This is a genomic window from Pirellulaceae bacterium, from assembly GCA_029243025.1.
GTDB lineage: Bacteria > Planctomycetota > Planctomycetia > Pirellulales > Pirellulaceae.
In genome coordinates this window covers 960,771-985,952 of sequence record JAQWSU010000045.1, presented here as the reverse complement: position 1 = coordinate 985,952, position 25,182 = coordinate 960,771, and the positions used below count along the sequence as shown (strand labels likewise).

At 52.4% G+C, this 25,182-nt stretch carries 16 protein-coding genes; 4 read left to right on the top strand and 12 right to left on the bottom strand.

What is annotated here, in order from left to right; translation table 11 throughout:
• Positions 1-58: 58 nt before the first annotated feature.
• From P8N76_22565 to P8N76_22530, 8 genes are all read right to left on the bottom strand, one after another.
• The gene (locus P8N76_22565) at positions 59-3,214 is read right to left on the bottom strand and encodes a TlpA disulfide reductase family protein (protein MDG2384469.1); all 3,156 of its coding nucleotides are present in this window, start codon (positions 3,212-3,214) and stop codon (positions 59-61) included.
• A 71-nt stretch (positions 3,215-3,285) separates the two neighbouring features.
• Positions 3,286-4,350, bottom strand: coding sequence for a squalene--hopene cyclase (locus tag P8N76_22560; protein MDG2384468.1), 1,065 nt, complete (start codon positions 4,348-4,350; stop codon positions 3,286-3,288).
• Between the two features lie 329 nt (positions 4,351-4,679).
• The gene (locus P8N76_22555; GenBank protein ID MDG2384467.1) at positions 4,680-5,240 is read right to left on the bottom strand and encodes a hypothetical protein; all 561 of its coding nucleotides are present in this window, start codon (positions 5,238-5,240) and stop codon (positions 4,680-4,682) included.
• A 66-nt stretch (positions 5,241-5,306) separates the two neighbouring features.
• Positions 5,307-7,991: a hypothetical protein gene (locus P8N76_22550; GenBank protein MDG2384466.1), complete on the bottom strand. Its 2,685-nt coding sequence runs from the start codon at positions 7,989-7,991 to the stop codon at positions 5,307-5,309.
• A gap of 60 nt (positions 7,992-8,051) precedes the next feature.
• Positions 8,052-10,250 (bottom strand): hypothetical protein, encoded by a 2,199-nt coding sequence (locus P8N76_22545; protein MDG2384465.1) that lies wholly within the window; start codon positions 10,248-10,250, stop codon positions 8,052-8,054.
• A gap of 46 nt (positions 10,251-10,296) precedes the next feature.
• A complete protein-coding gene (locus P8N76_22540; protein MDG2384464.1) occupies positions 10,297-12,339 on the bottom strand; it encodes a BatA domain-containing protein in 2,043 nt (680 codons plus the stop codon).
• Between the two features lie 116 nt (positions 12,340-12,455).
• Entirely contained in the window at positions 12,456-13,361 is a 906-nt protein-coding gene (locus tag P8N76_22535; GenBank protein ID MDG2384463.1) for a DUF58 domain-containing protein, read from the bottom strand.
• Positions 13,362-13,427: 66 nt separating this feature from the next.
• Positions 13,428-14,453: a MoxR family ATPase gene (locus P8N76_22530; protein ID MDG2384462.1), complete on the bottom strand. Its 1,026-nt coding sequence runs from the start codon at positions 14,451-14,453 to the stop codon at positions 13,428-13,430.
• A 693-nt stretch (positions 14,454-15,146) separates the two neighbouring features.
• Here P8N76_22530 and P8N76_22525 point away from each other — a divergent pair.
• The gene (locus P8N76_22525; GenBank protein ID MDG2384461.1) at positions 15,147-15,413 is read left to right on the top strand and encodes a hypothetical protein; all 267 of its coding nucleotides are present in this window, start codon (positions 15,147-15,149) and stop codon (positions 15,411-15,413) included.
• An 18-nt stretch (positions 15,414-15,431) separates the two neighbouring features.
• Complete coding sequence (locus P8N76_22520; GenBank protein ID MDG2384460.1) at positions 15,432-16,886, top strand: phospholipase D-like domain-containing protein; 1,455 nt, start codon at positions 15,432-15,434, stop codon at positions 16,884-16,886.
• A 50-nt stretch (positions 16,887-16,936) separates the two neighbouring features.
• On the opposite strand, the gene P8N76_22515 is transcribed toward P8N76_22520, so the two are convergent.
• Together P8N76_22515 and P8N76_22510 are read right to left on the bottom strand one after the other, a co-directional pair.
• Entirely contained in the window at positions 16,937-17,998 is a 1,062-nt protein-coding gene (locus tag P8N76_22515; protein ID MDG2384459.1) for a lactonase family protein, read from the bottom strand.
• Positions 17,999-18,031: 33 nt separating this feature from the next.
• Complete coding sequence (locus P8N76_22510; GenBank protein ID MDG2384458.1) at positions 18,032-19,708, bottom strand: dicarboxylate/amino acid:cation symporter; 1,677 nt, start codon at positions 19,706-19,708, stop codon at positions 18,032-18,034.
• A 530-nt stretch (positions 19,709-20,238) separates the two neighbouring features.
• Here P8N76_22510 and P8N76_22505 point away from each other — a divergent pair.
• Positions 20,239-21,189: a CorA family divalent cation transporter gene (locus P8N76_22505; protein ID MDG2384457.1), complete on the top strand. Its 951-nt coding sequence runs from the start codon at positions 20,239-20,241 to the stop codon at positions 21,187-21,189.
• 160 nt (positions 21,190-21,349) lie between these two features.
• On the opposite strand, the gene P8N76_22500 is transcribed toward P8N76_22505, so the two are convergent.
• Together P8N76_22500 and P8N76_22495 are read right to left on the bottom strand one after the other, a co-directional pair.
• Positions 21,350-21,598: a hypothetical protein gene (locus tag P8N76_22500; GenBank protein ID MDG2384456.1), complete on the bottom strand. Its 249-nt coding sequence runs from the start codon at positions 21,596-21,598 to the stop codon at positions 21,350-21,352.
• Between the two features lie 64 nt (positions 21,599-21,662).
• Positions 21,663-22,379, bottom strand: a complete 717-nt coding sequence (locus P8N76_22495) for a hemolysin III family protein (protein MDG2384455.1) — start codon at positions 22,377-22,379, stop codon at positions 21,663-21,665.
• Positions 22,380-22,681: 302 nt separating this feature from the next.
• On the opposite strand from P8N76_22495, the gene P8N76_22490 reads away from it, so the two are divergent.
• The gene (locus P8N76_22490; GenBank protein MDG2384454.1) at positions 22,682-25,174 is read left to right on the top strand and encodes a CehA/McbA family metallohydrolase; all 2,493 of its coding nucleotides are present in this window, start codon (positions 22,682-22,684) and stop codon (positions 25,172-25,174) included.
• Positions 25,175-25,182 lie beyond the last annotated feature (8 nt).

Below are 25,182 nucleotides of genomic sequence, written 5' to 3'. Positions count from 1 at the left end.
ATGTTTTGTCTTATTCGGAACAGGGTGGTCGATAAGGCTCAGTTTAAAATCTGGCAGTTTAAAACTTGTCCTTGGCGGATGATTCAACTCCAAGTTCGATCAAGGTCTGAGTGATTTCTTGCTGCAGGTTATTGTTTGCACCGTCGTAGACGCGTTTGATTTGACCATCCGAGCCGATAATGACTGTTCGGGGAATTGCCTCCACCTCAAAATGCTTGGCGATTGCTCCTTCCGGGTCGAAGGCGACGGACAAATTCCATTTTTTCGCGGCAAGGAAATCCCGAACGGTCTTGGGTGATTCCTGTTGATTGACTCCAACCAACAGAACCTTGTCTTTCGGGAATCGGGCAGCTGCCTCCATCACTTCCGGCATCGCACGAAGGCAAGGTCCGCACCAAGTAGCCCAGAAATCGAGGATCAAGATTTTCTTAGAGTGATTGCTGAGTCGAAATGTCTGGCCGTCGATTAGCTTCGCCTGGAAGTCTTTTGCCTTTGTGCCGACCAGCGGGGAGTCTACACCGGAGATTTGTCCTTGTCCGGGATTGTCTCGTGTACTGGATGTTGTCGCGAATCGCGGTTCCGGCGCATGGGTCAGTACCCAGTCGGCAAAGGGACTTTCTGGCTCCGAAGCCGTGTGCTGACCAATCCGGATTTCGCGAACTTGTTTCATCGGGATTCGACATTGGCCCAGGAATGGGTGTGTGCCAAGGATATGTCCCTCCGACATGCGATCGGCGGAAAAGCTGAAGGTTACTCCACCGTTCAGGACGGCTTGCATGGGGTGATCAAGTTTTGTGTTGGAAGGGGCCGGTTGAGCAGTGTTTTGATCTGGGTTCTGGGGCGGATCTAACCAAAGCACGATTGCCACGCGTTCACGTGGAAATGAAAGATCCGACAAGCGAGATCGAAAGTTGACCTGTTCGGAATTCATGCTGACCAGCCGACCTCGTAAAAGATCGTCATTTCGCGCCGCAAGCAGGTGAGTAGGAGGATTATTTTTTCGATTTCTCGGTATGGTCAAAATCTGTTGTTTCCGATCGTCGTCGATGGCGATTGAACCGGCAGGTCGAAACGCGTTGCCCGTTTTCAGCATCGAAATTGTGAGGAGATTGTTGGTAGGTCGACCATTGGGCCGCTCTCGTTTGACGGCAAGCATAAGCCCGAGTATTTCTGGACGATCGTTGCCAACGGCTTCATTCAACGTGGTCTCACCATTAATGACTAGTTTGAAACGCTTGGAAGTGAGCGACATTTCGATTTCAGCGTTTCGATCGGGCAGTCGACGTCGATAGACGAAACTTTGCCCTCTTTTCAGATCCTGGATGTGCACTTGCTCGCCAATGAAGTACAGCTTGCAGTAGGGTGTGGGCGGTCGTTTTCCAATTTGAGTTCGTAAGCCGATGGTTAAACTAACAGGTTCTTTTTCTGTCCAGGTGGCATGGAATGATACGCTGTTTCCGGCTGGCAAGGCCGGGTGGATGATGGTGGTGGATTGATGGAACACTAGTTGGTCAGCCGTGCGATTGATCGCTCCTTTGCTGCTGTTTGAGATGACCCACTCCGATTGGTCAAATGGTAAGCCGATGTGGTCCTCGGACGTGCCGAAATCGATTGCCCGAACGTAATTTCGCGAGATGCTCGTTGGGGCAGCGAACGCCGGATCTAACTCGATCTGTTGCTCATTCATTGACAGGATGCGGCCCGGAATCACATCGCCGTTGCGGAAATAGATTTGGTCATTTTCCTGTTCCAACGGTGATTCCAAATTTGCTGTTTGGCGAATGATGCGAGCCGGATGGGACGATGTTAGCGGGCTCGCATTTCTACTTCCGGTTGGTTTCCACCCCAGCAGACCCCGCTCACCGACGGGGGCTAATTTGCCGTGCAGTCGGCCACCACGATTTTCCAGAATATCGGTCGGAATCTCTTCGACCTGTTTGTTCTGACGCCACGAGAGCGAGTACATGCCATTCCGACTGGAAGTTATAGGTGTTTCGCTATAGCGGGTTTGAACGGTGATGCGATTCTGATCAATCGACAGCAATTCACCACCGATCGCTGTGCCATCCGTGAAATTGACACGGAACGGTTGTTGATTCGACGGGTCCGAGTCGCTTTCACCAAAGTCCACGGCGGAAACCGATTCCAACGGAATGAGTGTTTCGTCCTGATCGCCAACAAAGACGAGTTCGTTGTTCCGCAACTCTTGAGTGGTGCCGTAAATGAATATTCCATCTAATTGATGGATGTGACTTTGTCCTTCGGCGAGAGCCGATAAGGCGGTCCCATTCCAGCTGCGGACGCGCAAACCTTCGAGTCGAAGATGTGCGCCTTTATTCTTGATATAAAGGCAAGTCAGTTTTTTGCCGACTTGACGATCTGCCTTGAGCTTGGAAAGTAATTCACCCGTGCGTGAGAAAGCCGTCAGCTCGCCGGATGATTGATCCCAAATCAATCGCAGTTGGATGCGCTTGACATCCTGTCCTAAGGTTTGTACCTGTTCAAAATCACCCGTGCTTGCGAGTGCTTGCATGACTAGTTCATCATCCCAGGTTTCAAGTTTGACGGTTTGACGAGGGACTCGTCGAGCACCCGGTTCAACAAACGTGATGAGGAAACCAGGTTTCTGTTTCCAGCTGAGTGTGATTTCGATTTCGGCGATTTCAGGTAGGCTAAGGTCACGATAAAGTTCGGACCCGACAATCTCGGTTGATAACACACCTTGAGGTTCTACTTTCCAGTCGTCTACGGTTCGCGATCGGCTAATCGTGGACCATCCGTTCAATCCTGCAGGGCCTTCGAAGATCATGGCGGGATCGTTGAGCCTGCGGAAGCTTCGGACCTGCTTTCGATCGAGACTTATTTGTCCATGACGCTTAGATTGGATGATAAGTTGTTTTGTGGAAAGTTTGATCAGATCACCGTTGATGACGTCTCCGGATTGCAGGAAGAAGCGGAACGATTCATCGCTGTCAAGAAGTTGATCAGCACTTTGAAGTTGAACAGAGCGGAGTTGATTGAGATCGATTTGGAATGGTTGGGTGAAGACGGGAGCTTCCCATTCGAGGTGAGTTCGATCTGCGCCCAATAATTTTCCGGCGAGCTGATCTCCGTTGTTCCAATTCAATTTGGCGGGCATCGGGTCGGCCCCCAAGTGACTGGTTAACGAGCTCATGAGCACAGCGCTACAAAGCCACGCAGTTGCAAGTTTCATAAACGGAGTCCTAATTGTTCATTGCCGTGACGACTCGAAGCGTCGAACCGTCGAGGTGATCGTTCGACCGGTCAACGTTCATAAATAGGTAAGAAACGGTATTCCAACGCCAGTGACAGCAACGACATGGCGGTTCCATAGGCAAATCCATGACCGCTCTGGAAGCTGCCGTCTTTCGCTTGAGTTTCCCGCAGAACAATTAGATTTTCCCGTTTCCAGTCCTGCCATGCTTCAAAGTCAGCTTGGAATAAGGCTTGTGCCATGTAGTAGCGAAAGTAGAACGGATGCCCCGTTTCTTGATGGTTCAATCGCGTCGCGATGTGTTCGGTTGTGGCTTTGTATTGGGGCCAGGTTTTGCGTTTGCCCACCGCCATGACTAGAGTCGCGATCGCCGATCGATTCATGGATTCACCAAATCCGCCAAGCCCACCGGAATAGGCGACCATACCAGTATCCGAAGTGCTGCTGCGAAAATATTGTAGCGCTCGATCGATCGACGCATCCGGAACCTCGATGCCCGCGTTCCGTGCCGCAAGCAATCCCATGAGGACTGCGCCGGAAACGGACGTGTCAGAATCTGTCGACGCAGGAGAATATCGCCAACCACCTTGGCGATTGTTTTTTTGCGAAGTTACGGCACAACGTACGGCTAATTCCAAGGCAGTGCCAATCGTTTTACCATCAGCGTTTTGCACGTCGTCCCACAAAAGACTTTCATCCACCGCGCCATACGCTTCCGACAATGCTAATGTGGCGAATCCATGGTGGTACATGCTATTGGGGATAAAGCCGGTGTTAGAATTTTGGCTGCGCAGGAGATTGCGGATTGCCTTGCGAACATTCAACGAGTACTGACCAAAGTTCGGATCCTCGCCCGAGGCGAGGAATGCCATCAGGCACAATCCGGTGATCCCGCCGCCGCGTTGTCCGCCCGCCCAGGAACCGTCCGTTTGTTGTTTCTCAGATAGATAATTGAGGCCTCGATCATAGATCAGTTTGACCTCGGGCGATGTGCGATCACCGTACCGAATCGTCGGGACTTGAGCCAGCGATACCGACAAGCTGAATGGACTTACTGCAATCACCAGCAAGCAAGCGATGGCGCATTCACGTCCAAATGGAGAATTCGTTGCCATGGGCGAGACTTTCGATCGTGTTTGATTCTTGCTGGTCACGAGGGGGGGTGCTCTTAAGGCATTCGCAGTTTATTTGTTATTGAGGCAGGAGCACCGCGGGCGATCGTTTCTTGATGCCTATTCGCAGTGAGCGATGATGATTTGATCGCGGCTGTTTGCTCACTGAAGCTAAGTTGGCCGGATCGTGATGTGGAACTGGCATGGCCAGTTCGTCAACGATTTGAAATCGCACGCGGCTATCGTGACTACCAGCGATGATCCTGTGGAGTACAGTAATAAAGAGTCGCAGCTGATTGTTCATGAGGAGCCTCTTGCGATCGTAAAGTGGATTAGTCACTCTGACCTTCTTCTAACGCACCAAAATAGGCGTCCAGGCCGGAGCGGAACTCGGCTGGCAATTCAGTTCCGGTGCTACCCGTCGCTTGGTTGACATCGCGTTCGACCGCCGCCGCGTTCTTTTCTGCTCCCGTACCGAGTAACGCCAGTGCCGACTGCTCGGTGGTTCCGTTTCTGCCGCGTCCCGGTTTTGAACCGCTGCCGCCACCGCTTTTGGGATTGACGCGTTTGGATTGCAACAGCAGTTCAATCACCTCGGTTTCGGCAGCAAGGGTGGGTGCTCCAGTTTCTGGTTGAATGAGCAAGGTGGTCACCTCTTTCATCACTGCTTCGGCTCGCGTGAGCAGCGCTAATTCTTTTGCAAACAGCGTGATGCCGTCGGGTAAACCTTGGATGCTGGCCAGCACTTGTGACAAACGCGTGCTTAACTCCACCTGGGTTTGTGCCAGAGGCAAGACGCGATTTGTGTAAGTTTCTGCAGTCAACGCGTCACGCGTTTGTTCTTCGGCACGTGTCTCATCTCGGAGACTGATTTCTTGTTCCAGGATCTTCATCAATTCCAACACAATCGACGGTGGCAAACTGCCACCTTTGCTGCCCGGTGTCGAGCCGCCGTTCGGTCAGCCAGGGCCGACGAGCTGTTCCGCCCATCGGTCTAAAGTATCTGCCCAGAATTCGGCCTGAGCAATCGATTGGCCGTTGAGATTGATGCGCACAGTGTCCGCCAGGTTGGCCAGCTCGTTGACCACGTGGCTATCTCGCATCTCATTGATTACCGTCTTGTATTTGCCTTGTTGGACCCGATTAAAGTAGGCTTCAAGGTCTTCCTGGATGACGTAGATGTTTTCACTTTGTGCGATTTCACGCTCACCGATCGCGTCCGCCTCGTCGCGAACCTCTTGGTCGACGTCAAGTCGGTTGTAGCCAAAGCTTTTGGTCAGCGATTGATTCAGGTCACCAGCCACTTCAAGCTGGCGTCGAGAGGCAGCTTTGAGCCGTTTCACAAAGGTGCTGCTTTCAAGGTTCGCGAGGATTTGTTGAAGCTCCTCGGAAACTTTGGAAAATTCAGCCAGCAGGTTTTCCTGTTGGACGACCGCTTCGTCTACCTTTTTCTGAGCTGGAGGGGGAGGCGCATTTTGAGGCTTCGTGCCACCGCCTTGGACGACGGTGCCGGGCAGGGTAAGACGAGGTTGGCTGGCTTGTTGAGCTTTTTCAGATTTCTCTTTATCCTTGTGTAGCTCGTTGGAACCCGATTCGACGTCACTGATCGTGGGCACGGGTTGCGAATTGGGATTGGCTTGAGGTTTTCCACCTGTTTGAGAACGGTTGTCACGATTTGTACCTACCTGGGGGCCGCTCTTTGACGATTCAGACGGCTGGGGGTCGGTCGGGGAGCCAGGTTGACCTGCTTGTGGGCTGCCAGGTGCCGAAGCGGCTTGCTGAAGTAGATCGGCAACCGAAGGCATACGTTGACCCGCGATTTCTTCTAACGCGTTCAGCATACCGGCCCAGTTTTCGAGCGTTTGAATATTGAATTGGTCGTTCTTTATCGCTTCGGCGATCAGCTGTTGTCCCGACGAAGTGAGTGCGCCCAGTTGACGTGCATTGCTTTTTTCAGCTGCTGCCTGGCTTTCAATTTGCCGTCGAACTTCAGGCCGGTCGATTTCTTCGGGCGATAGATTTCGAATCGCTTGATTGGTTTCAAAGAGTTGCTGCTCGCGTTCGTAAACATCCTGTGCTTGGCTAAACCATTGTCGCAGTTGATTGGTAATCCAAATCGCATGCTCTTGGTCTGTAAGCACATGCACGATGTAAGTAGGCGAATAGGAACGCTCGCGATCTGGTAAATAGTCGGTGGCATAGAGTCTTAGTCTCAACGATTGAGGCTTAATACCCAATCGTTTGGCGGAAAAAGTGCCGCTTGCCAGCATGCTGCGTGATTCGGGGCGACCAGCCGACAACAGTTTTTCACCGCTGGAGGGTTGTGGGTTTCGGAGAGGATCTTCGATCCCCGACCATTCTAAGCCTATTGATTTGACGCCAAAGTCATCCGCTGCCTCGATCTCGAAGGCGAGGACTTCGTGTTCTAACATTACCTTTTGTCTGGGAAGATCCCCACAAGCGACCGACGGTGGCTCATCATCCTGAGCGACAAAGGAAAGGTCGAAAGGTTGCTTGGCTTGAAGGCCTAACTTATCTCGCCAAGTCAGTTGGTGTTGAGTCGAAGCTTCGATTGTGACTGGTGACGAGTTTAACTGCGTGCCGCTGACGGTTTGCGCTGCGCCATTAAGCGTGGCAGATTCAAGTTCGCGCGTGGCGGTACCCGACAGATTCGTCTTGCTACCTTTGACCACGGAAAGCGTCCCACTGCGTACATCTTTTTCGAGCTGGTTGGAATACTGAAGATAGTCGGGCAAGGTGACCCACGCAGTCAGACTTGTCAGTTCCGGGCGCGTCATGGGTGCGACTTTGACCTGTTTTTTCGCGTCACCAATCGCGATCGTCAGAACGTCGGACTGTTTTTGCGGAGCGATCTGGAAATCGTATTCGCCTTCGATCAACTCAGCTCGTACCGCAGGTTGCTGGCCGTAACGGGCCGATCCCGCTTGAGGTGACCAGGCGGTATGCTCCGAAAGAGAGGCTTGCAATGAAAATGGCTCGGCCAAAGGAACCACGAGTTGGTCCGGCAATTGATCAAGTTGTGCGAACGTGTAACGTTCGGTCGCTGACCATGGCATCAGCCAGCGCGTCAAGGCATTGATGCCGGCTGAGGGGACAAGAATCATCGCCAGCAAGACGATTCCAAATGGAACAGCAACGGCCCCAGCCCAATGGCGGTGGCGCGGGTCTGGTACGGCGCCTGAAAAATCTCGCTTGGCGGTTTCCTGATCGACTTGTTGCATGGCTGCTTGACAGAGAGCCTCCGATCGTTCTTGTTCGACTTCGCTCTTTGCCAACTCAACAATTCCCAACATCTGATCACCCAACCTTGGGTAACGGTGTCGCAGAATCCGTGCCACTTGTTCGAGTCGCCGCGTTTGCCAAACCCAACGGTGCCATTTGATCGGAAACCAAATGGCCAAGCCGGTGGTGCCCGTCATCAAGATGGCAAATCGCAGCCAGGTTGGGGTGTCCCAGAAGCGATCCAGGCTGAACACCAGGAGGTAAGAAATCAGCAGGCCGAACACGGCTGCGAAAGCACCCTCAGCCAATTTCACGATCCAGACGCGGCGCCGAAAATCTTCTAGCTTGTCGCGCATCCCGGTTGGGATTTCAAGATTGTGATGTGGGTTTTGCATCTGCATGATTTGTCCTCGGTCGGTGAACCGTCACTACGTAGCAAGCAAAAAAACCTGGCAATGCGTTTAGACAGCACCGATCATTTTACGCCCTGTCCAAAAAATACCCAAAAGCAAAACGAGAAAAGCTCCCCACAGCGGGTGGCACCAGATTCTCAGACGCCGGATTTCGGCCTCTGGTGGCGGGATCGTGGCGATTTCGGCGAAAAGTGTTTCGACTTCGTCACTCTCTACTAACCGACCCTGGGTGACCTGGGCAATTTCAGCCAGCACGTCAAAGCGAGCGGGTTGTCCAAGTTGTTCTCGCTGTACACCCTGAACGGCTAAGCTGGCGTTCAGCGTCGAATTATTTTCACGACAGCTCAGCTGCAGTTGATAGTCGCCCGGTTCGGTTGGGGTAAAAGCGCCAGTAAACAACCCCCATTCGTCATCATTGGCTGTCAGTCGAACGGTTTCGGTTTGGCCGTTGGGCCCGATGATTTGCAGCGTCACCTTTCCTTGTTGCAACGGGGCTCCGTTCGCGCCCATGACATTTGCGTTGAGAGTAACAACCTCGTTGGCTTCTGGCCGATCCGGCGAAAAGAAGAGTCGCATGTTTTCGCCGCGAGCGATATTCCGTTGGTAGGCCATCCAACGAGCAACCTGTCCCCAGAATCGGTAGTGGTACTTGTCTTCGACACCTTCTCGCCAGCGCCAGGCTCCGTCGGTGCCCATGAACAAAACTTTGCCGGTTCCATATGTACGAGTGACGATTAACGGAATTCGACCATAGCGATTCGATTCAGTTTTGTGGGCCGCGAGTACTTCGGTACCGGCTTTCGCCCGAAGTGCGGGTGCGTGCCATTGAAATCCTGGCAGCGATGCCCAGACTCGTGCGTTTTCATCTTCGGAATCCTCAAGCTTGGTGAGTAGACTTCGGCGCCCCGATTCGGTTAATTCGAATTGAGAGGGAACACGAGAGCCCCAACCTTTGGGTTGGGAGTAATCGAGAGCTACGGGGTAAAGTTCCGCCAGTTCGGTGTCGAGCAGTGAAAACTGCGCTCCGCGAATGCCAGGAATCAGGATCAAACCACTGGCTTGACTTTGCACAAGACCTTTGATCATTCGGCATTGTTCGGTGGTCAATTCACCGTTTCCGACACCCACATCACCCAGGCAGACAACATCGTACTGGGACAACTCTTCCAACGTGCCTGGAAACGCGGATAGATATCCCTTGCCACCGCCGACTTTGCTAAGGCCTGGATGTAACAGCAAACAGGAGACATCGACACCCGGATCACGTTCCAATGCGTTGCGTAAGTAACGATATTCCCAGCGAGGTGTTGATTCGACGAGCAGCACTTTCAGGGTCTCTTTGCGGATTGCGATGGGCACCGTGCGTTGATTGTTTTCAATGACCAATTCATTCTCATGTTGCGGGACGGATAAGGTGAGCTCGACATTGCCGATCTGATTGGGTTTCCACAAGATCGCATCTTCCAGTTGGTCCATGGCGGGAACACGCACTTGTTTGGTGACGTTTTCACCCTGCGAGGTTTTCAGCGAAACGGTCACATCGTAGTCTTGCGGAAGTGCACTTCGAATCACAAACGGAATCCGCAGTGGTTTGGAGATGACAGCAAAGGTAGGCGGATCGAACCGAGTTAACTCAATGTCGGGTAATCGAGATTCACTGCCGGCACCGATCACAAAAGCGGGGATTTTCTTGAGGCGAAGTTGACTGGCAGCTTGGACGGGCGGATCACCCAGATTCCAGTCACCATCGGAGAGAACGACAAGTCCGCGGAGATTTGGGTGCTTGCTAATTGCTCCTGTCAGAGCCGCATGAAGGTCGGTGGCATCGTTCGGTGTCGCCAGTGCGGAAGAAAACGGTTCGATCACAACATTCAATTGATCGCTTAACGGTTTCCATAATTCGGGTTGGCGGAGTGGTCGGATAGCATCTGCTCGAGTTTGCGGTGGCTGGCCAACCGATCCGGTAGGCAACGCATCTTGAGTTTGCATGCTGTTGGAAGCATCGTACAAAACCAGCAGGGTCGGTTGTTCGTTGGGTTGAAAAGATTCCAGCCATTCGGGTTGATTCAAGGTGATGGCGACCAGGGCCACAATTGAGAATCGAATAAACTCGAGTAATCCTGTTCCGCGGGAATAGCCGCTGCGGCGCCAGGAGAATAGGCAAAGCGCAGCGGTAATGCTGGCAAGTGTGACTCCTAGAGCAACGCTCGTCACTGACCATTGGAATGTGAGTGAAGCCAGGATCATTTTCTACGTTTTCATTCCTTGAAACTCCCAATCGGTGGAAAGAGGGTTAGCGATCGGTGACGGGTTCTGGCGTTGTTCGGGTTTGGGCTAGGCGAGTCGAGCGATCGGTACTGGACGAGGATCTGTGTTCGGGGATGCACAACAAGGCTTCCAGGATCAATGCCAAAGCCATGGTGATCAAAAAGGCTCGCCAGATCTCACTTGCCAAAGCACTGCGGTTGCTCAGCTCTTCTTGGATCTGACGAAATTCGAGTGCACCGAACAGATCATTAATTTGTTGTTGATCGAGTATTGTGAGTGCATCTTCTGCAGTCGGGCGATTGAGTGCAACGAGTTCGTCGTCTTGCTGCATGACTCCTGTTTGCGTCCAACGCAGGGACGAAATCATATCTTCGCGGGTTGAGTAAAGTGGATTCCAATTGTTGATTTGTCGAGCAGCTTCACTGCCGGCGGTGACCTGTCGCGCGGTACTTTGCGTTGCTGATCCGATCGAGAGGGCGCGTTGCAACATGACATAAAAAACGACGCCGTCTTGCGCCAGTGTTGAGTGACTGGCGCGTGGTAAAGTGGTGCAAAAAAAGACCGGACCATCCGTTTGAGTGGCTTGCCCCAGCAGCAGAGATCCGCCGTCTAATTGAGCTAAGTGATTGGCTTCGCCCGTTAGCTCCAAATGTCGAAACACTTTAAGGTTTCCAACAGGTAACGGCTGTCCGTTCTGAGTTTGTCGCAGCAATCCACTGTCACTTCGCCAGGAGGTAATGGGTATCGCTTGATTCTCAGTTCCCACCTTCCAATTGCCCCACTGCATACCAAAGGCACTTCCTGCAGTTGAACGGGTGGGCGGGAAGAATATGACGGGTCGGCCCGACTTTGCAAACGCTTCCAGTTGCTCGGCCACGCGTGCGTCAGGTAATGGTGACTGCCAAACGATTAATGAGGTTGTCGTCCAGTCTAGTTCGTCGATGTGATCTGGCGTCAGGACAATCGACTCATCGGTGATGCTCGGATCAATAGGCGCCGAGAGAGCGGTGCGCAACGCTGCGGCCGACTGCTCGTCGTCCGCCACAATGACGGCACGCTGGATGGGGGGGGTAGCAAATACAAAGCAGAATACGTTGTCCTGTGGATTCGAGTCAGGGGGCAACTCAACACGACCCCAGCCAGAAGTCGTGGATGGATCCAGTTCGATCGTGTGTCCCCGAAGTGAGAATTCGTTTTCTGTTAAGTCGATGTTCAATACTGAGCGGGCGCCGTTGATAATGAATTCGATGGGAATCTGTTCGATTGAATTGGAGGTGCCATCGCGTCGGATGCTGACATCGACGGTTAACTCGGCAGTGCCAGCCGCTTTTCGAATCCGTGCATTGTGGACAGAAATTGACAGGTTGTCATCGGCCGGTTCTGGGTAGGAAAGGAGATAAAAGCGGACACCATCAAGTCGTTCGAATTCGTTTCGTAAGGCTGTCCAGCGGCCGTCGTCAGGTATCCAGTCGTGGGACCTCAGGTCCGAACAAATCCAAATGTCGGTGCGACCCGTTTGATTGGCGACGCAATAGTCCAATGCCGTTTGTAGCATGGCGGGAATGTCGGATGAAGTTGCGGTGGCCTGAGTTTCCGGCATCTGTTTCAATCGTGCGGCAAGCTCGATGGGAATTGCTTTGTTTTCCGTGTTCTCGATCAACACGAGCTGGCCCTTGAAACCGACCGTTTCAAACAGATCGGTCAGTTTGTCGAGTGCCGAGCTGCGTTTGGATTGTGATGTTTGCAGCTCTTGTTGTTCGTTGCTAGCTGACCGATCAAGAATTACGATGGTGGTGTCGGCGCCTCCGCCGATGGCCGAACCGAGCCAGCCGCTGGCTAGTGGACGACTGACGGCGAAAATCAAACCGGCAATCGCCAGCATCCGCATGGCCATGATGAGCCAGTAACGTAACCTTGCCATGCCGCGAGACATCCGTTTGGCATCGAGCAGAAACATCATGGCTGCCCAGGGGATCGTCCGGTGTCGTTGCCGATTGATCAGATGGATAATGATCGGCAAACTGATCAGCGGCAGCGCGATGAGCAGAAATGGCTGAAGAAACGTCACGGTTGGATTCGTTCACTCTCTGCAGTGGGCGTAGGGGGCTCGGTCAGAACTACTGAATAACTGGTATGTGGATCGGGCTGCGTGAGCTGCGCATTTTTAATCGGAATCGAAACAGGTTATTTGGCTCCTTTGGGGAGTCTCGAAAGTAGGAAGCGGGCGAGCACGTCATCATATGGATCGTCGATGCGGACGTGGTTGTAATCCACAACAGCATCTCGCATGACGAGACGAATATCTTCCATGTATTTTGCCATGGCACGACGGTATTGGTTGGCGATCAAATTAGGATCGGCCAGAATTGGAGCGCCACCCTCCAAGTCGAGAAAGCGTGTTGGTCGATCAAACTCAAAATCGAGTTCGTTTTGTTCGAGTAAGTGAAAGACAGCCACGTCATGCTTTCGAAAGCGAAGATGTTGAAAGCAGTCCTTGAGGGTTTCTGGGGGGACGAAGAGGTCTGAAAGGATTACGATCAAGGCTCGTTGCGGGACTCGTTCTGCCGCTTCGTGCAACGCCTCTGCCAAACCTGTTTCGCCATCTGCTTTGGCCAGAGCCAATTCATCGAGGACGTGTTTGAGATGAGCTGCATTACGTTTGGGGGGGATTTCTTTAATGAATTGTGTGCCCGCACAATAGAGCCCAACGGCATCCCCCTGTTGTGAGGCCAGATAGGCGAGAGTTCCGGCGACTCGTCGAGCATAATCGAGTTTATTGGTTTGCTCATTGCCAAAAGCCATCGATCCACTCGTGTCGACAACAAGACACAGGCGTAGATTCGTGTCGGCTTCAAATTCTTTGATATAGAAACGATCGCTGCGAGCAAAGGCCCGCCAATCAAGTCGCCGTGTGTCGTCACCGGGAACGTATTTTCGATAGGCAGCGAATTCGATGCTGGAACCTCGGATTGGACTGCGATGGCGGCCCGCCACATTTCCGAGCATTGGGAATCTCGCGTGAAGGGGGAGCGCACCGAGTCGCCCCAGGACATGAGGCTCAAGAAAATCACGTTGCATTTGCACTGCCATGGTTGCTTCTTTGTCAGTTCAGGTTATTGCCGCTGGATGAGAGGAGGCTCCAGGACGACGGTCGGACTATGCATCGTCTTGAAGGTCGGCTACCAGGCGTCGCACCACTTCACGACTTGAAATGCCTTCTGATTCTGCGGCGAAGGTTGTAATGACGCGATGCATGAGGACTGGTTCGGCAACTTCGACGACGTCTTCCATGCGAACCATGTAACTGCCGCTTAAGGCGGCACGGGCCTTGGCTCCCAGGATCAAATATTGCACGGCCCTGGGGCCGGCACCCCAGCCGACCAGCGGCTTGATCCACTCGGGCGATTCCGGGCTTTTGGGCCGGGTGCTTCGGGCCAGGTCAACGGCAAATTCGTAGATGTGTTCCGGTACCGGAACTCGTCGAATCAATTCTTGATATTCGAGTACCTTGTCGCGTTTAATAATAGTGGTCAGTTCGGGCAATTCGGCGCCCGTGGTCGTGCGGGCGATTTCGATTTCTTCCTGACGCTCCGGATAGTCGACTTCGATCAAAAACATGAAGCGATCAAGTTGGGCTTCCGGCAGTGGGTAGGTTCCTTCTTGTTCAATTGGGTTTTGAGTTGCCAAGACGAAAAAGGGTGGGGATAGATGATAAGTTCGACCGACCACGGTGACTTTTTGTTCTTGCATGGCCTCGAGCATGGCAGCTTGCGTTTTTGAAGGCGCGCGGTTGATTTCGTCAGCGAGAACGATGTTGGCGAACAGCGGCCCCTTCACGAATTCGAATTCGCGTTTTCCACCTTGTGCTTCTTGTAAAATATCGGTGCCGGTGATATCCATCGGCATCAAATCGGGAGTGAACTGGATGCGGCTGAATTCCAGTTCCATTGTCTCGGCGAGTCGGCTGACGAGGAGTGTCTTGGCGAGTCCGGGTACACCCATCAGCAGGGCGTGTCCGCGGGAAAAAAGACAAATCGCCAATTGTTCGATGACTTGCTTTTGACCGACGATAATACGACTTAGTTCCTCCTGTAGCTGTTGATTCACATCCCGCAACTCGTCAATTGCAGATACGTGATCAGCGGCAAGTTGGGGTGTTGTATTCGCTTCCCTTGTTGACATGTCCTTATCTACTCCGGCTTAAGGTGGCTCTCGTTGTACCCGCGACGTTTGTCGACCCCTATCTGAAGGTTGCGTCGATTGTTGGTCGCATTTTGAAATCTAAATGGTGCTGTAATCGATGCCACCGCCCATTAATTGATCCGACTCGTATCGATTGCTTGGCAAGCGGTTGCCGATTGATCATTCTAATCTGTCCTAATTCTATTATGGCTGATTGGAACCACGTTCGAAATCAGCCTTTTCCCGATAAGAAAATGACGTCGCAAAGGCGAGGTGGCTGTAAGGACGTTTTAGACTCTTGGGTGATCGGATCGTGATTGTCGCCGATGCCAAAGTCTGTAACCAGCTCTGTTCTCAGAACTTAGAAAAGAATTAGTAACAAGCGAGTCCATCAATCAAGCTGAACAACGACGGGTTTTTGTCTTACCACTCGGTCCGGTTAGGCGATTTTGATAGTTGCTGCTAGGGCTCGGTGGACACGTTCAGATCCTGATCAGAGTCAAAACGCAGACGCCACCCGCTGGCATCCGTCATTGATGGTCTGGCTCAACCGGCTTTTATGGGTTGCTTGAGTTGCGAAGTTCGATGGTCGTTTGACGGTGAATTCGTTAAAATAACGAGGTGCCGTGATAAACCATCGCGGGTCAGTGGACTGCGAAGCTAACGGCGAAATCCAGGGGAAAAGGAGTCGAAATGATGGCCGAAAACAAGAAAGTACTGGCCGAGTCAATCAGTAGTCTCAAACAGCAGCGCGATGAACTGGCGCTGCAAATTCACCTGGCCTCGGTGGAGGCCAAGGGAGAATGGGAACAAGTACGGCAGAAGCTGGACAAGCTGTCTGATGATTTTCAGCCCTTAACCGATGCGATGGGTGAGTCAGCCCATGGCTTGTTGACTTCTCTTGGTCTGGTCGCGGATGAAATCAAAGAAAGTTTTCACCGTATCCGTAAAGCCCTTTAATCATCGCAAGTCTTGGCTGTGTTTCTCGTCTTATGGTACATGCCGATCTGGTTGTGGCCCGTTTGTTTTGTGGTCGCGGTTGGAGCGTCGGCGCACGCAATTCTCTATAAGCGAGAGATACGATCTGTCATCGGTTGGCTTGGATTGTTCTGGCTGGGAGCGCCGCTCTTTGGTGCGATGCTCTACTTCTGTTTTGGTATTAACCGTATTCGTCGACGTGGGAGTGCGCTTCAGCAACAACTGGCAGCTTCGTTTCGGGAGATCCGCGTTGACGTGCCCGAACAAGTGTTGCAGCAATTCGAGCAGGCGAGGGTACGTTATCCTTGCTTTGCTCAAATGGTGGATCTCGTTACCAGCCTGACTGGGAATCCGCTCTTGCCAGGCAATCGAATCCAGCCACTGATCAATGGCGAACAGGCTTATACTGCCATGTTGGAGGCGATCCACAATGCAAAACAGTCGATTGCGTTGCAAAGTTACATCTTTGACTTTGACCGTGCTGGTGTTGAATTTGTCCAAGCACTTAAGCAGGCACAACAACGAAAGGTTGAAATCCGAGTCTTGATCGATGATGTCGGGGCGCGATATTCAAGACCGTCGATTGTTGGTGAGTTTCAGCGGCTTGGAATTCCCTGTCGTACTTTTCTTCCGAGGCGCGGGCCTCGCTCGGTGCAATATGCCAATCTTAGAAATCATCGCAAGCTGATGATCGTTGACGGGGAAATTGGCTTTACCGGAGGAATGAATATTCGCGAGTCCTGTCGGCTGGATTGGGATCCAAAATATCCCGTACAAGATATTCACTTCCGACTCGAGGGGCCCGTGGTCACCCAACTTCAAGAAGTGTTTGCGGGTGACTGGGCCTTCGTCGCTCAAGAAATTCTGAATGGAGAAGCCTGGGTAACCCGACCGCGGCTGGTCGGCGAGATGTGGGCTCGAGGTGTTCCGGACGGTCCCGACGAAGATTTCGAAAAACTGTTGTTGACGATCTTGGGGGCGATTGGTGTGGCACAGAGACGGCTGATTGTCGTCACACCCTATTTTCTGCCGGACAGAAGTATTGTGAATGCGCTGGGCATTGCGGCCTTACGGGGTGTTCAAGTGGATATTGTCGTGCCACAAGTCAACAATTTACGACTGATTCAGTGGGCCTGTATGGCCACCCTCTGGCAAGTACTTGATCGTGGATGCCGCGTCCATTTGTCACCCCTTCCCTTTGACCACTCCAAGGTACTCTTAGTTGACGACGCGTACATGCTGTTCGGATCGACCAATTGGGACGCTCGGAGTCTGCGACTTAATTTCGAATTTAACGTCGAGACCTACAGTACGGAATTGTGTGAACAGATCACGCAACTGATTGATGGAAAGATCGCCCGGGCGAAAAGGCTGACTCTGGCCGATGTGAATGCAAGATCGTTGCCGGTAAAGCTCCGAGATGGCATCGCCCGTCTGTTCACTCCCTATTTGTAGTGACATCATCCTCCAATATGGCAGTGACTGCGATGAGGTGCGATCACAATTTAAGGTCGCACGAACATGACCCACCATGGAGTTTTGCCGACAGAAACGGTGTCAATTCGAGTGAGGGTACCGGTTGCTTCGATACGGTAGACGGCTAATCGATCAGAATCTTGCCCAGCAGCGACTAAGAAATTACCTGTTGGGTCGACATTCAAGGAGCGTGGTGTTTTTTCTGTTGGGATGATGCCGATGCGCGTGAGCGAACCGTCTTTGTCATCGATGCGAAATCCGGCGATGCTGTCGTGACCTCGATTCGCCGCATACAGAAAACGGCCGTTCGGCGTCACTTCCATCCGCGCACAAGTATTCGGTTGATGGAAGGTCTGAGGAATCGTTGAGAGCGTTTCGATGGGTTTCAGTTGCCCGGTGATGCGATCGAAATGGAAGGCCGTTACGCTACTACCCTGCTCATTATCACTGTAAGCGTAGTCTTGAGTCGGATGGAAGGAAAAATGCCGCGGACCTGTATTTGCAGCGCTGGTCAATTTGTTTGGAGTATTGGGCTTCAGTCGTCCGCTGGTGGGATCGAATTCGAATTGAAAGATCGCATTGGGGCCCGTGTGCGGCACGAAAGTCCAGCGATTCTGGTCGTCAATCGCGACGGCATGAGCTTTGTCATCCGTGACGTACCAGGTACCCTCGGCGGCGATCGCTCCGTTTGATTGGATTGGATGGACTGCTACTTTGCCTGCCACATAGTAGGCGGATAACAAAAAGGAGCCACTCTGGTCGGTGGTTAAATGCGCCGGATCGGCAGCGGCAGTGACTGTGTTGATGGGGGTTAGCTGACCCGTCTTGGCGTTGATGGCAAAACTTGCCAACTCGCCCCGGGAGCGGATCGCTGTATACAGTCGGCTGCGATTCGGATTCGTCGTCATGGCGCCAGGTTCGCCAGCAATTGCAATTTTACCTGTCTGAGTTAGTTTTCCTGAAGGTTCATCGAATCGATAAATCGTAATGGCTTCTTCGCCCTTCAGTGAGACGTATAGAAACGTACTGCCAAAGGTTGTGGTGCAGGCCGTCAACGTGATCGCCAAGGCGAAAGCAGTCCAGCTTTTCATCGTAGTCCTCGATTTATCGAAAGGGTAAGTGTTTCACCCTGTATTGTCCTTGTCGAAACTCCGGTCGACAACCGCCGCTCCGACGGAGTCGCCAAAAGCATTTACGGCCGTGCGGAAGCGATCGAGAAGCCAATCGACCGGGAGGATTAGTCCGATCAATTCGAGCGGCAAGTTGACCGCATTGAGGACGATCAGCATCGTTACCAGTCCCGCTTCAGGAATGCCCGCAGCACCAATTGCTGCCAAAGTAGCGGTGATGGCAATCGTGGCCTGCTGCACCAGCGTGAGTTGGTAATCGGGATTGACGATCGCAAAAGCTTGCGCGATGAAAATAGCAGCAGCTGCTTCATAAAGTGCTGTGCCGTCCATGTTGATCGTGGCACCTAATGGAAGCACAAACTCGGTTGACTTTCGTGAGACACCAGCTCGCGTTTCCGCACACTCCATCGTTACCGGTAGGGTAGCGGTCGAACTGGCTGTGGAAAATGCCGTTAAGATGGCTTGCGACATTTGCGCGATGAAACGATAGGGGTTGCGACGCGTTACCAGGTACAGGATGGCTGGTAAGGTGACCAGTCCATGGATCGCAAGTCCGCTGAGTACGGTCAACATATATTTGAACTGGATCTGCAAGAGGGCGATGAACTGACCCTCGAGTTGAGCTTTGCCAAATCTGGCTGCGACCAGGCAGAAAATCCCGATGGGGGCCAGCTTCATTAGCAGCAGGATGAAACTCATCAATGCATCATTGATGCTGACGACCAGGTTGGCGATTCCTTCCGATCGTTTGCCCATGGTGGTGAGCATGCTAGCAAAGACGATGCTGAAGATGATTAATGGTAGCAGGTTGATTTCTACCATCGATTCCAAGAGATTGTTCGTGAACAACATCAGTACGAGATTTGAGAAGATGTCACTCAAGTTAGGCGGACCGTGCATTAGTTCGGCACTAATGGTGCTCGAGGCACCACCTTGCTGAGCCTGATAGACAAGTTTGATATGCCGAGCCGTATCCGGGATAGGAATCGCTTTAAGGTAGAGGTCGGCCTGCTTACCGGCAACGAAGTGGTCTTGTGACTGCTCGCCCTCTTGCCACATGATCGGTTTGAATGCACTGTCACCTTTCGGACGCCACATGACCTGGACTTCGGCCGGCTCGCTTGCTGTCCCAACTTGTTCGATCGTGACTGCGACCACGAGATGTTCGTCACTTGGGATCGACAGTTCATTGCTATTGCCGGTAGCGGATTTTTGATCGAGTATCAGTTGGTCTTTGCCGAATTGTCGCGACCAGGTGACTTGCCTTCGATCCGGACGCATTGCATTTTTCGCGGCCTCGACGGCTTCCGCGCCGTCGCGGCGTGCGTCCTCAACAAGCTCTCGCTTGATTCCAGTACCAGGGTTAATCACATTGACCACCACCAGTCCTGTTAAGACGGCTAAAACCGTGGTAGTCAGATAGTAAAGAATTGCCACACCGCCAGGACGCCCCAGCTTTCTGACATCTCCTAAACCCAAGATCCCACTCATCACGCTCGCCATGACAAGTGGTACCACAACCATCTGAAGTAGTCGCAAAAAGACTTCACCACCAAGTTTCAGTTTGGATGCGAATTGGGGTGCAAAAATTGCGATCACGATGGCGCTGACAATTGCAATCACGATGTAAATTGTCAGATGATGCGCTTTTTTGCCAGTTCCGTCTGTCATCCATGAATCTCCTGGATAAGGTTGCAACGACGACGTTTCGTTTTTTGAGCAAGGTGCCGTGCCTTTCAGGTGGCAAAGCGGCCGTTACGGCGCAATAATCCCTCGCGATTGCTTGTGTTGCTTCACACCCTCGCGCGTTGGATCGAGTGGTATCGGACCTCTACCCAGAGGGCGTGCGCGCCCTTGTTACGCGGTGAATCGAAAAGCAATGCGCCTTCACGTGAAAAAGTCTACTCGACTTGAACAAACTGGTGTGACACGCTTTGATTTACCACTTTACCCTGATTGCAGGCAAAATGCGATTGCACGGGAAATGCAATGGAAGGGCTACTTCGCATTGTCAGTCGACTGAGCCGTGGCGATGTTTTTTGGGGCCGCACCCTGCCTCAACAGTCGACGGGAAAGCCAGTGGTACGAGAGATCGGAAGTGGTAAAATAAAGGCCCCGTTCGATGCCTTGCGCCGTGACTCATCAGCATCATCGTCGATGTTTGTTATTGTCAGTGGACTTTTTTGGGAAAAGTAGCCGTTATGTCGCTTCGTTGTTTTCGTATCGGTGATGATGGTGCACTGATTCAAAATCCAGGCGGACTCGATGATGAATGCGATTCGTCTGATTTTGATTGGTTGGATCTTGAAGATGATAAGGCTTCCGAGGTCCGTAAACTCCTGACATCGCTGGAAATAGATGATCGCATCGTCGATGAATGTTTGCACAAACATAGTTACTCGCGATTTCTACATGTGCGGAACTGTATATTCTTTGAGTTGCCAATTGTAGCCGAGGCCGAAGACGATTTTGAAACCTACATGTCCTTTGTCTATGATCCCCGCCGCGTGGTGACCATTCGCGGTCAACACGCGACGCTCTTGGATGATGTGCTGGGACGACAAATAAGCCTCATCTCCTCTGATCGCGTCGTGTTGCTCTATGTGATCCTCGAAGCCGTCATGAAAGATAATGTCGAAAGTTCGCTCAAATTGCGTGAGCGCATCGATGAACTGGTCGCAGATGTCGATGATCCAATGAAAAGTGTTGAGGCAGCGGAAATCTTGCCACTGAAACGGCAACTGTTTCGTTACATGTCGATCTTTGACGACCAGATGTATTGTCTGAGTTTTCTCAGCCAAGCTGACGTTCCGGCGTTGCAAAATAAGGGCGTTCGTGAACGCTATCGGGATCTCATCAAGAGTATCGATCATGTGTTGCGCATGATGAATCGACTGGAAAGACGATTGGAATACGTTCAGCAATTTCGTACGTTGATGCTCCAAGAAAAAACCAACAGTCGCATGAAGATACTGACCGTGTTCTCGGCTATCTTTTTGCCTCTCTCACTCATCGCCGGCATCTACGGTATGAATTTTCACCAGATGCCGGTTTTGACAGCACCATTTGCGTATCAAATAACCCTCGCGAACATGGGATTGATCGCCGGAGTCATGCTGCTGTTTTTTTATTGGCGAGGCTGGTTCAGTTGATCGCTACGTTGTCATTGAGTGACTGGCTGTTACTTCGCAGTCAAGCTCCAGCGATATTTCGAGTGACAGCGCACAAATCGACGCACAAATCGACTGAGTGCGGATCCGTAACCCGTTGCGTCTCGGCTTGAGCCACTCGGCTTTGGCTACTCGGCTTTGGCTACTCGGCTTCGGCGAGTGCTTCCTGGATTATTTTGGAGATGTTGAAATCGCCACGGTCAATCGAGTCCATGACCGAATCGAGATTGACTCGCTGATCATATTCTTGAACCTTTTTCAAGATCTTATCGATCTCAGGAAGCGAGTGGCCTTGCCTCTGGAGCCATTCTGCTAATTCGGAAAAACGTTCGTTGTCGTTGCTCATTATCGCTTTCTGCTTGCCATCGGGGCTTTTGATCAGGGTGGACATGAACGGCATCGCGTCACGATCGTTTGTGACACGAGTTGCAAGAAGTATAGCAGCGATTTTCACGCTATGCGGAGGGAATCGAGCATTGCCAGATTGCACAGAAGTGAATCGCGCTGCCGAGCATGACGAATAAGTGCCAGCCAACGTGCAGATAGGGACCTCGATGATCATTCATCAAGAGAATGGAACCGATGCTGTAGGCAATACCGCCGGCCAGCACCAGCCAAAGCGATGAGGGAGACACCAACATGCAGGGCAAGACGATGATTGGCATCCAACCTAACGCGAGATAAAGCCAAAGCGAAATACCATTGATCCGATGTTTGACGGCTACCTTCGAGAGGAACCCACCAATCGCGAGTGTCCACATGGCTACCGTCACCCATTGCCACGGGCCGTGCACGTAAGCGACGGCTAAGGGAGTGTAGGTGCCTACGATCAAAAGATAAATGAGACCTTGGTCCCAGGTTCGAAACAGATCTCGCCAGGCGGGCGCTGAGACCCAGTGAGAAAGAGTTGAGGCTGCATAGACTGCAACCAGGGTCGTCACATAGATGAAGCAACTCAGAGCTTGCCAGGCTGTGCCACCAGTGATGACCGCTTGGATGAGGTAAACACCTGCTATCGCACTGCCTAGAAAGCCAACGGCATGGGTTAGTCCGTTGGCCCATTCTTCTTCGGAAATCTTTATTTCGGATGGATTTGCCATGTTGGGTCGAGCTAGAGGAACGGGAGCCGTTGCGTCACGAAGTTGCGAATGGGGCCGGTCTACAGTGGACATATAGTCTCCGGAGCAGTTGCTGCCTTCTTCATTTCCATCCATCGACGGATACTCTTATAGCATCGGACAGGCGACAAGTTGGAATCGAGTGATTTAGCCCGATCGGCGCTTGACGCCCCCCCCAAGCGGCCACGGCTCAGCTAGCGAAAGCCTCCCTGATTGTGACGTAAATGTTACTATTTGAAGCACTTGGGGGCCGCAAAGCAGTTCGGTGCGGGCATCGTTGTCGAGATCCGTCTGCCCGTGTGTTACGATGACGGACGACTCGAATTTCAATGATTCTGTCAGCGAGCCGTGACGACATGCGCCCCATCTTAGCCATTTTATGCTGCGGGATCGCTGTAGGGAATCCGCTCAATTCAGCAAATCTTGTTCGTGCGGAGGTGGAAGTAGCCCAACTGGCGGATGTGGAAGGGCAGCCATTAGGCGCTAATATTTCACGGCTCATGAAGAGTCTTCGCTTGCTTGGAGAGCCGTTGCCTGCTCGTCTGACGCAACAAATTGACGCTGCAATCCAAACACGCGACGCCCAACGATTACAAGACTTGCTCGATCCGCAGGTGTTGTTTGTCGTATCGTTGAACCCGGAAGTGCGTGTCAAAGTGCAGCGGGGCCCGGCAGCGGCCAGCCTGACGCAAATCGGCTTCACTCCGGTGCTTGTCAAAATCATCAATGAAAGCACCGTCACACGGCAGTTGCGAATCTTAAGCCCTCAATCGGGTGCTGTTTATTCTGGCGCTGCTTTGGGAATTCTTGAACGACAAGCGCAGACAGAATTAAATCGGAATGAAAATAGAGCGGGTGATCAAAATCGATTTTTGCTAGTCGAAATGTTTCAATCACCACCCATGACACAAAATCTGAGCGGGCTTGTTGTCGAATACGCGATTGCGCTGATTTACAGCAACGAGTCGGGCAAGCGCGAGGCAACGATCGGCTTTGACGTCGGAGCCGGCAGCCAAGATTTGGGATTTCGCGGCGAAGTGCCCGTTTTGTTCGATGTCCAACCAGCGTTGCCTGTCAAATTGTCCATTCATGATCATGATGGGCAGCCTACGATGGCGCGTTTAACAATTCGAGATCATCTTGATCATGTGGTACCGCCACAGGCCAAGCGGTTAGCTCCTGATTTTTTCTTCCAACCTCAAATATATCGTGCCGATGGTGAAGTGATTCCTTTGTCGCCTGGCAACTACGAAGTCGAGTATTCGCGGGGTCCGGAATACATTACGCGGCGGAAACGGTTTACCGTGTCGCCTTCGCAACCTTCGTTGCTTAAGCTTGATCTGAAGCGTTGGATTAAACCGCTGGATTATGGTTACGCGAGTGGCGACCATCACATCCATGGAGCCGGTTGTTCTCACTACAATCAGCCAACCGAAGGTGTCACGCCTGCAGACATGTTTCGTCAAGTCAAAGGAGAGGGATTGAACGTTGGCTGTGTTCTCACTTGGGGGCCCTGCTTTGACTACCAGCGTCGGTTCTTCTCGCCGATAGCGGATGCAGTCAGTGAACCACTGACCCTTCTCAAATATGATTTGGAAATTAGCGGATTTGGATCAGCCGCTCTCGGACATGTCTGCTTATTGAATCTCAAGGATCAAACCTTTCCTGGATCCCAAGGTACCAAGCAACAGGGGTGGCCGACCTGGACCGTACCCGTTATGCGGTGGGCAAAACAGCAGGGAGGTGTCACGGGTTTCCCGCATTCGGCCATGATCGTTAATCCAGCGTCCGCGGCCCAACGTCTAGTGAGACGATTGGATCGTGATGCGGATGGTCAACTCTCGAAAACCGAAGTGGCAGACGAACTACTGCCAGAATCATTCCGGGTGATTGATCAAAATCAAGATCGCTTGGTGTCGGAAGTCGAACTGCGTCAAAGTCACGATCGTGCTGCAGACGAGTTGCCGAATTTGGCAGTTCCCGAAATGAATGGTGCCGGATCGTTGGAGATTTGCGTTGCCGTTGCCGAAGGTGTTTGTGACTTTATTAGTGCGATGGACACTCGCCGCGTGTCCGAGTGGAATACATGGTATCACTTGATGAATTGTGGGTTTCCTCTGAAGGTTAGCGGAGAAACGGACTTCCCCTGTATGAGCAGTCGGCGCGTTGGCCAGGGGCGGGTCTATGTGCAGTTGGGCGACGTTAAATCGATCGATTTTCAGGCATGGTGCGAGGGGATCGCGACAGGTAAGTCTTATGTTTGCGATGGCTTTGCCCACGCGATTGGTTTTAACGTTGAAGGGCAACCCGCAGGAAAAGATGCACTGCATTTGACGGAGTCGGGAACGGTAAACGTCCACGCACGGGTTGCCTTTGCCGAAAACGTGCCAAGCGCTGTGGCCTACGGGACGCTGTTGCCCGCCGCTGGTCGCCGAGTTGTCGGCGATACCATCAACCTGCACGCACCTCGAACGGAAGACGTCGTCTCCGGAGGAAGTCGAACGGTTGAGCTGATTGTAAATGGTGTCGCAGTTGCAACTCGAGATGTTCCAGCCGATGGCCATTTGCATGCTGTGAATTTCACCGTTTCGATTGATCAAAGTAGCTGGGTCGCTCTGAGGCAATTTCCGCAGCTTCATACGAACCCGGTCGATGTGCTGATCCGTCAGCAGCCGATTCGTGCCTCGAATGCAAGTGCACGCTGGTGTGCTGAAACGGTTCGCCAGCTCTGGGAACGACGGCATACTTGGATTGATGAAGCGGAGCGTCCTGCGGCCAAGACAGCCTATGATCGGGCCAGAGCGACTTTTGCCCGAATTGCCGCTGAAGCGGCAAGCCGGGGAAACTGAAGGAATCA

Bases quoted from the DNA above. Each gene is read 5' to 3' on its own strand.
- P8N76_22565 (MDG2384469.1), bottom strand. From the start codon at position 3,214: ATGAAACTTGCAACTGCGTGGCTTTGTAGCGCTGTGCTCATGAGCTCG.
- P8N76_22560 (MDG2384468.1), bottom strand. From the start codon at position 4,350: ATGGCAACGAATTCTCCATTTGGACGTGAATGCGCCATCGCTTGCTTG.
- P8N76_22555 (MDG2384467.1), bottom strand. From the start codon at position 5,240: ATGAAGATCCTGGAACAAGAAATCAGTCTCCGAGATGAGACACGTGCC.
- P8N76_22550 (MDG2384466.1), bottom strand. From the start codon at position 7,991: ATGCAGATGCAAAACCCACATCACAATCTTGAAATCCCAACCGGGATG.
- P8N76_22545 (MDG2384465.1), bottom strand. From the start codon at position 10,250: ATGATCCTGGCTTCACTCACATTCCAATGGTCAGTGACGAGCGTTGCT.
- P8N76_22535 (MDG2384463.1), bottom strand. From the start codon at position 13,361: ATGGCAGTGCAAATGCAACGTGATTTTCTTGAGCCTCATGTCCTGGGG.
- P8N76_22530 (MDG2384462.1), bottom strand. From the start codon at position 14,453: ATGTCAACAAGGGAAGCGAATACAACACCCCAACTTGCCGCTGATCAC.
- P8N76_22525 (MDG2384461.1), top strand. From the start codon at position 15,147: ATGATGGCCGAAAACAAGAAAGTACTGGCCGAGTCAATCAGTAGTCTC.
- P8N76_22515 (MDG2384459.1), bottom strand. From the start codon at position 17,998: ATGAAAAGCTGGACTGCTTTCGCCTTGGCGATCACGTTGACGGCCTGC.
- P8N76_22510 (MDG2384458.1), bottom strand. From the start codon at position 19,708: ATGACAGACGGAACTGGCAAAAAAGCGCATCATCTGACAATTTACATC.
- P8N76_22505 (MDG2384457.1), top strand. From the start codon at position 20,239: ATGTCGCTTCGTTGTTTTCGTATCGGTGATGATGGTGCACTGATTCAA.
- P8N76_22500 (MDG2384456.1), bottom strand. From the start codon at position 21,598: ATGTCCACCCTGATCAAAAGCCCCGATGGCAAGCAGAAAGCGATAATG.
- P8N76_22495 (MDG2384455.1), bottom strand. From the start codon at position 22,379: ATGTCCACTGTAGACCGGCCCCATTCGCAACTTCGTGACGCAACGGCT.
- P8N76_22490 (MDG2384454.1), top strand. From the start codon at position 22,682: ATGCGCCCCATCTTAGCCATTTTATGCTGCGGGATCGCTGTAGGGAAT.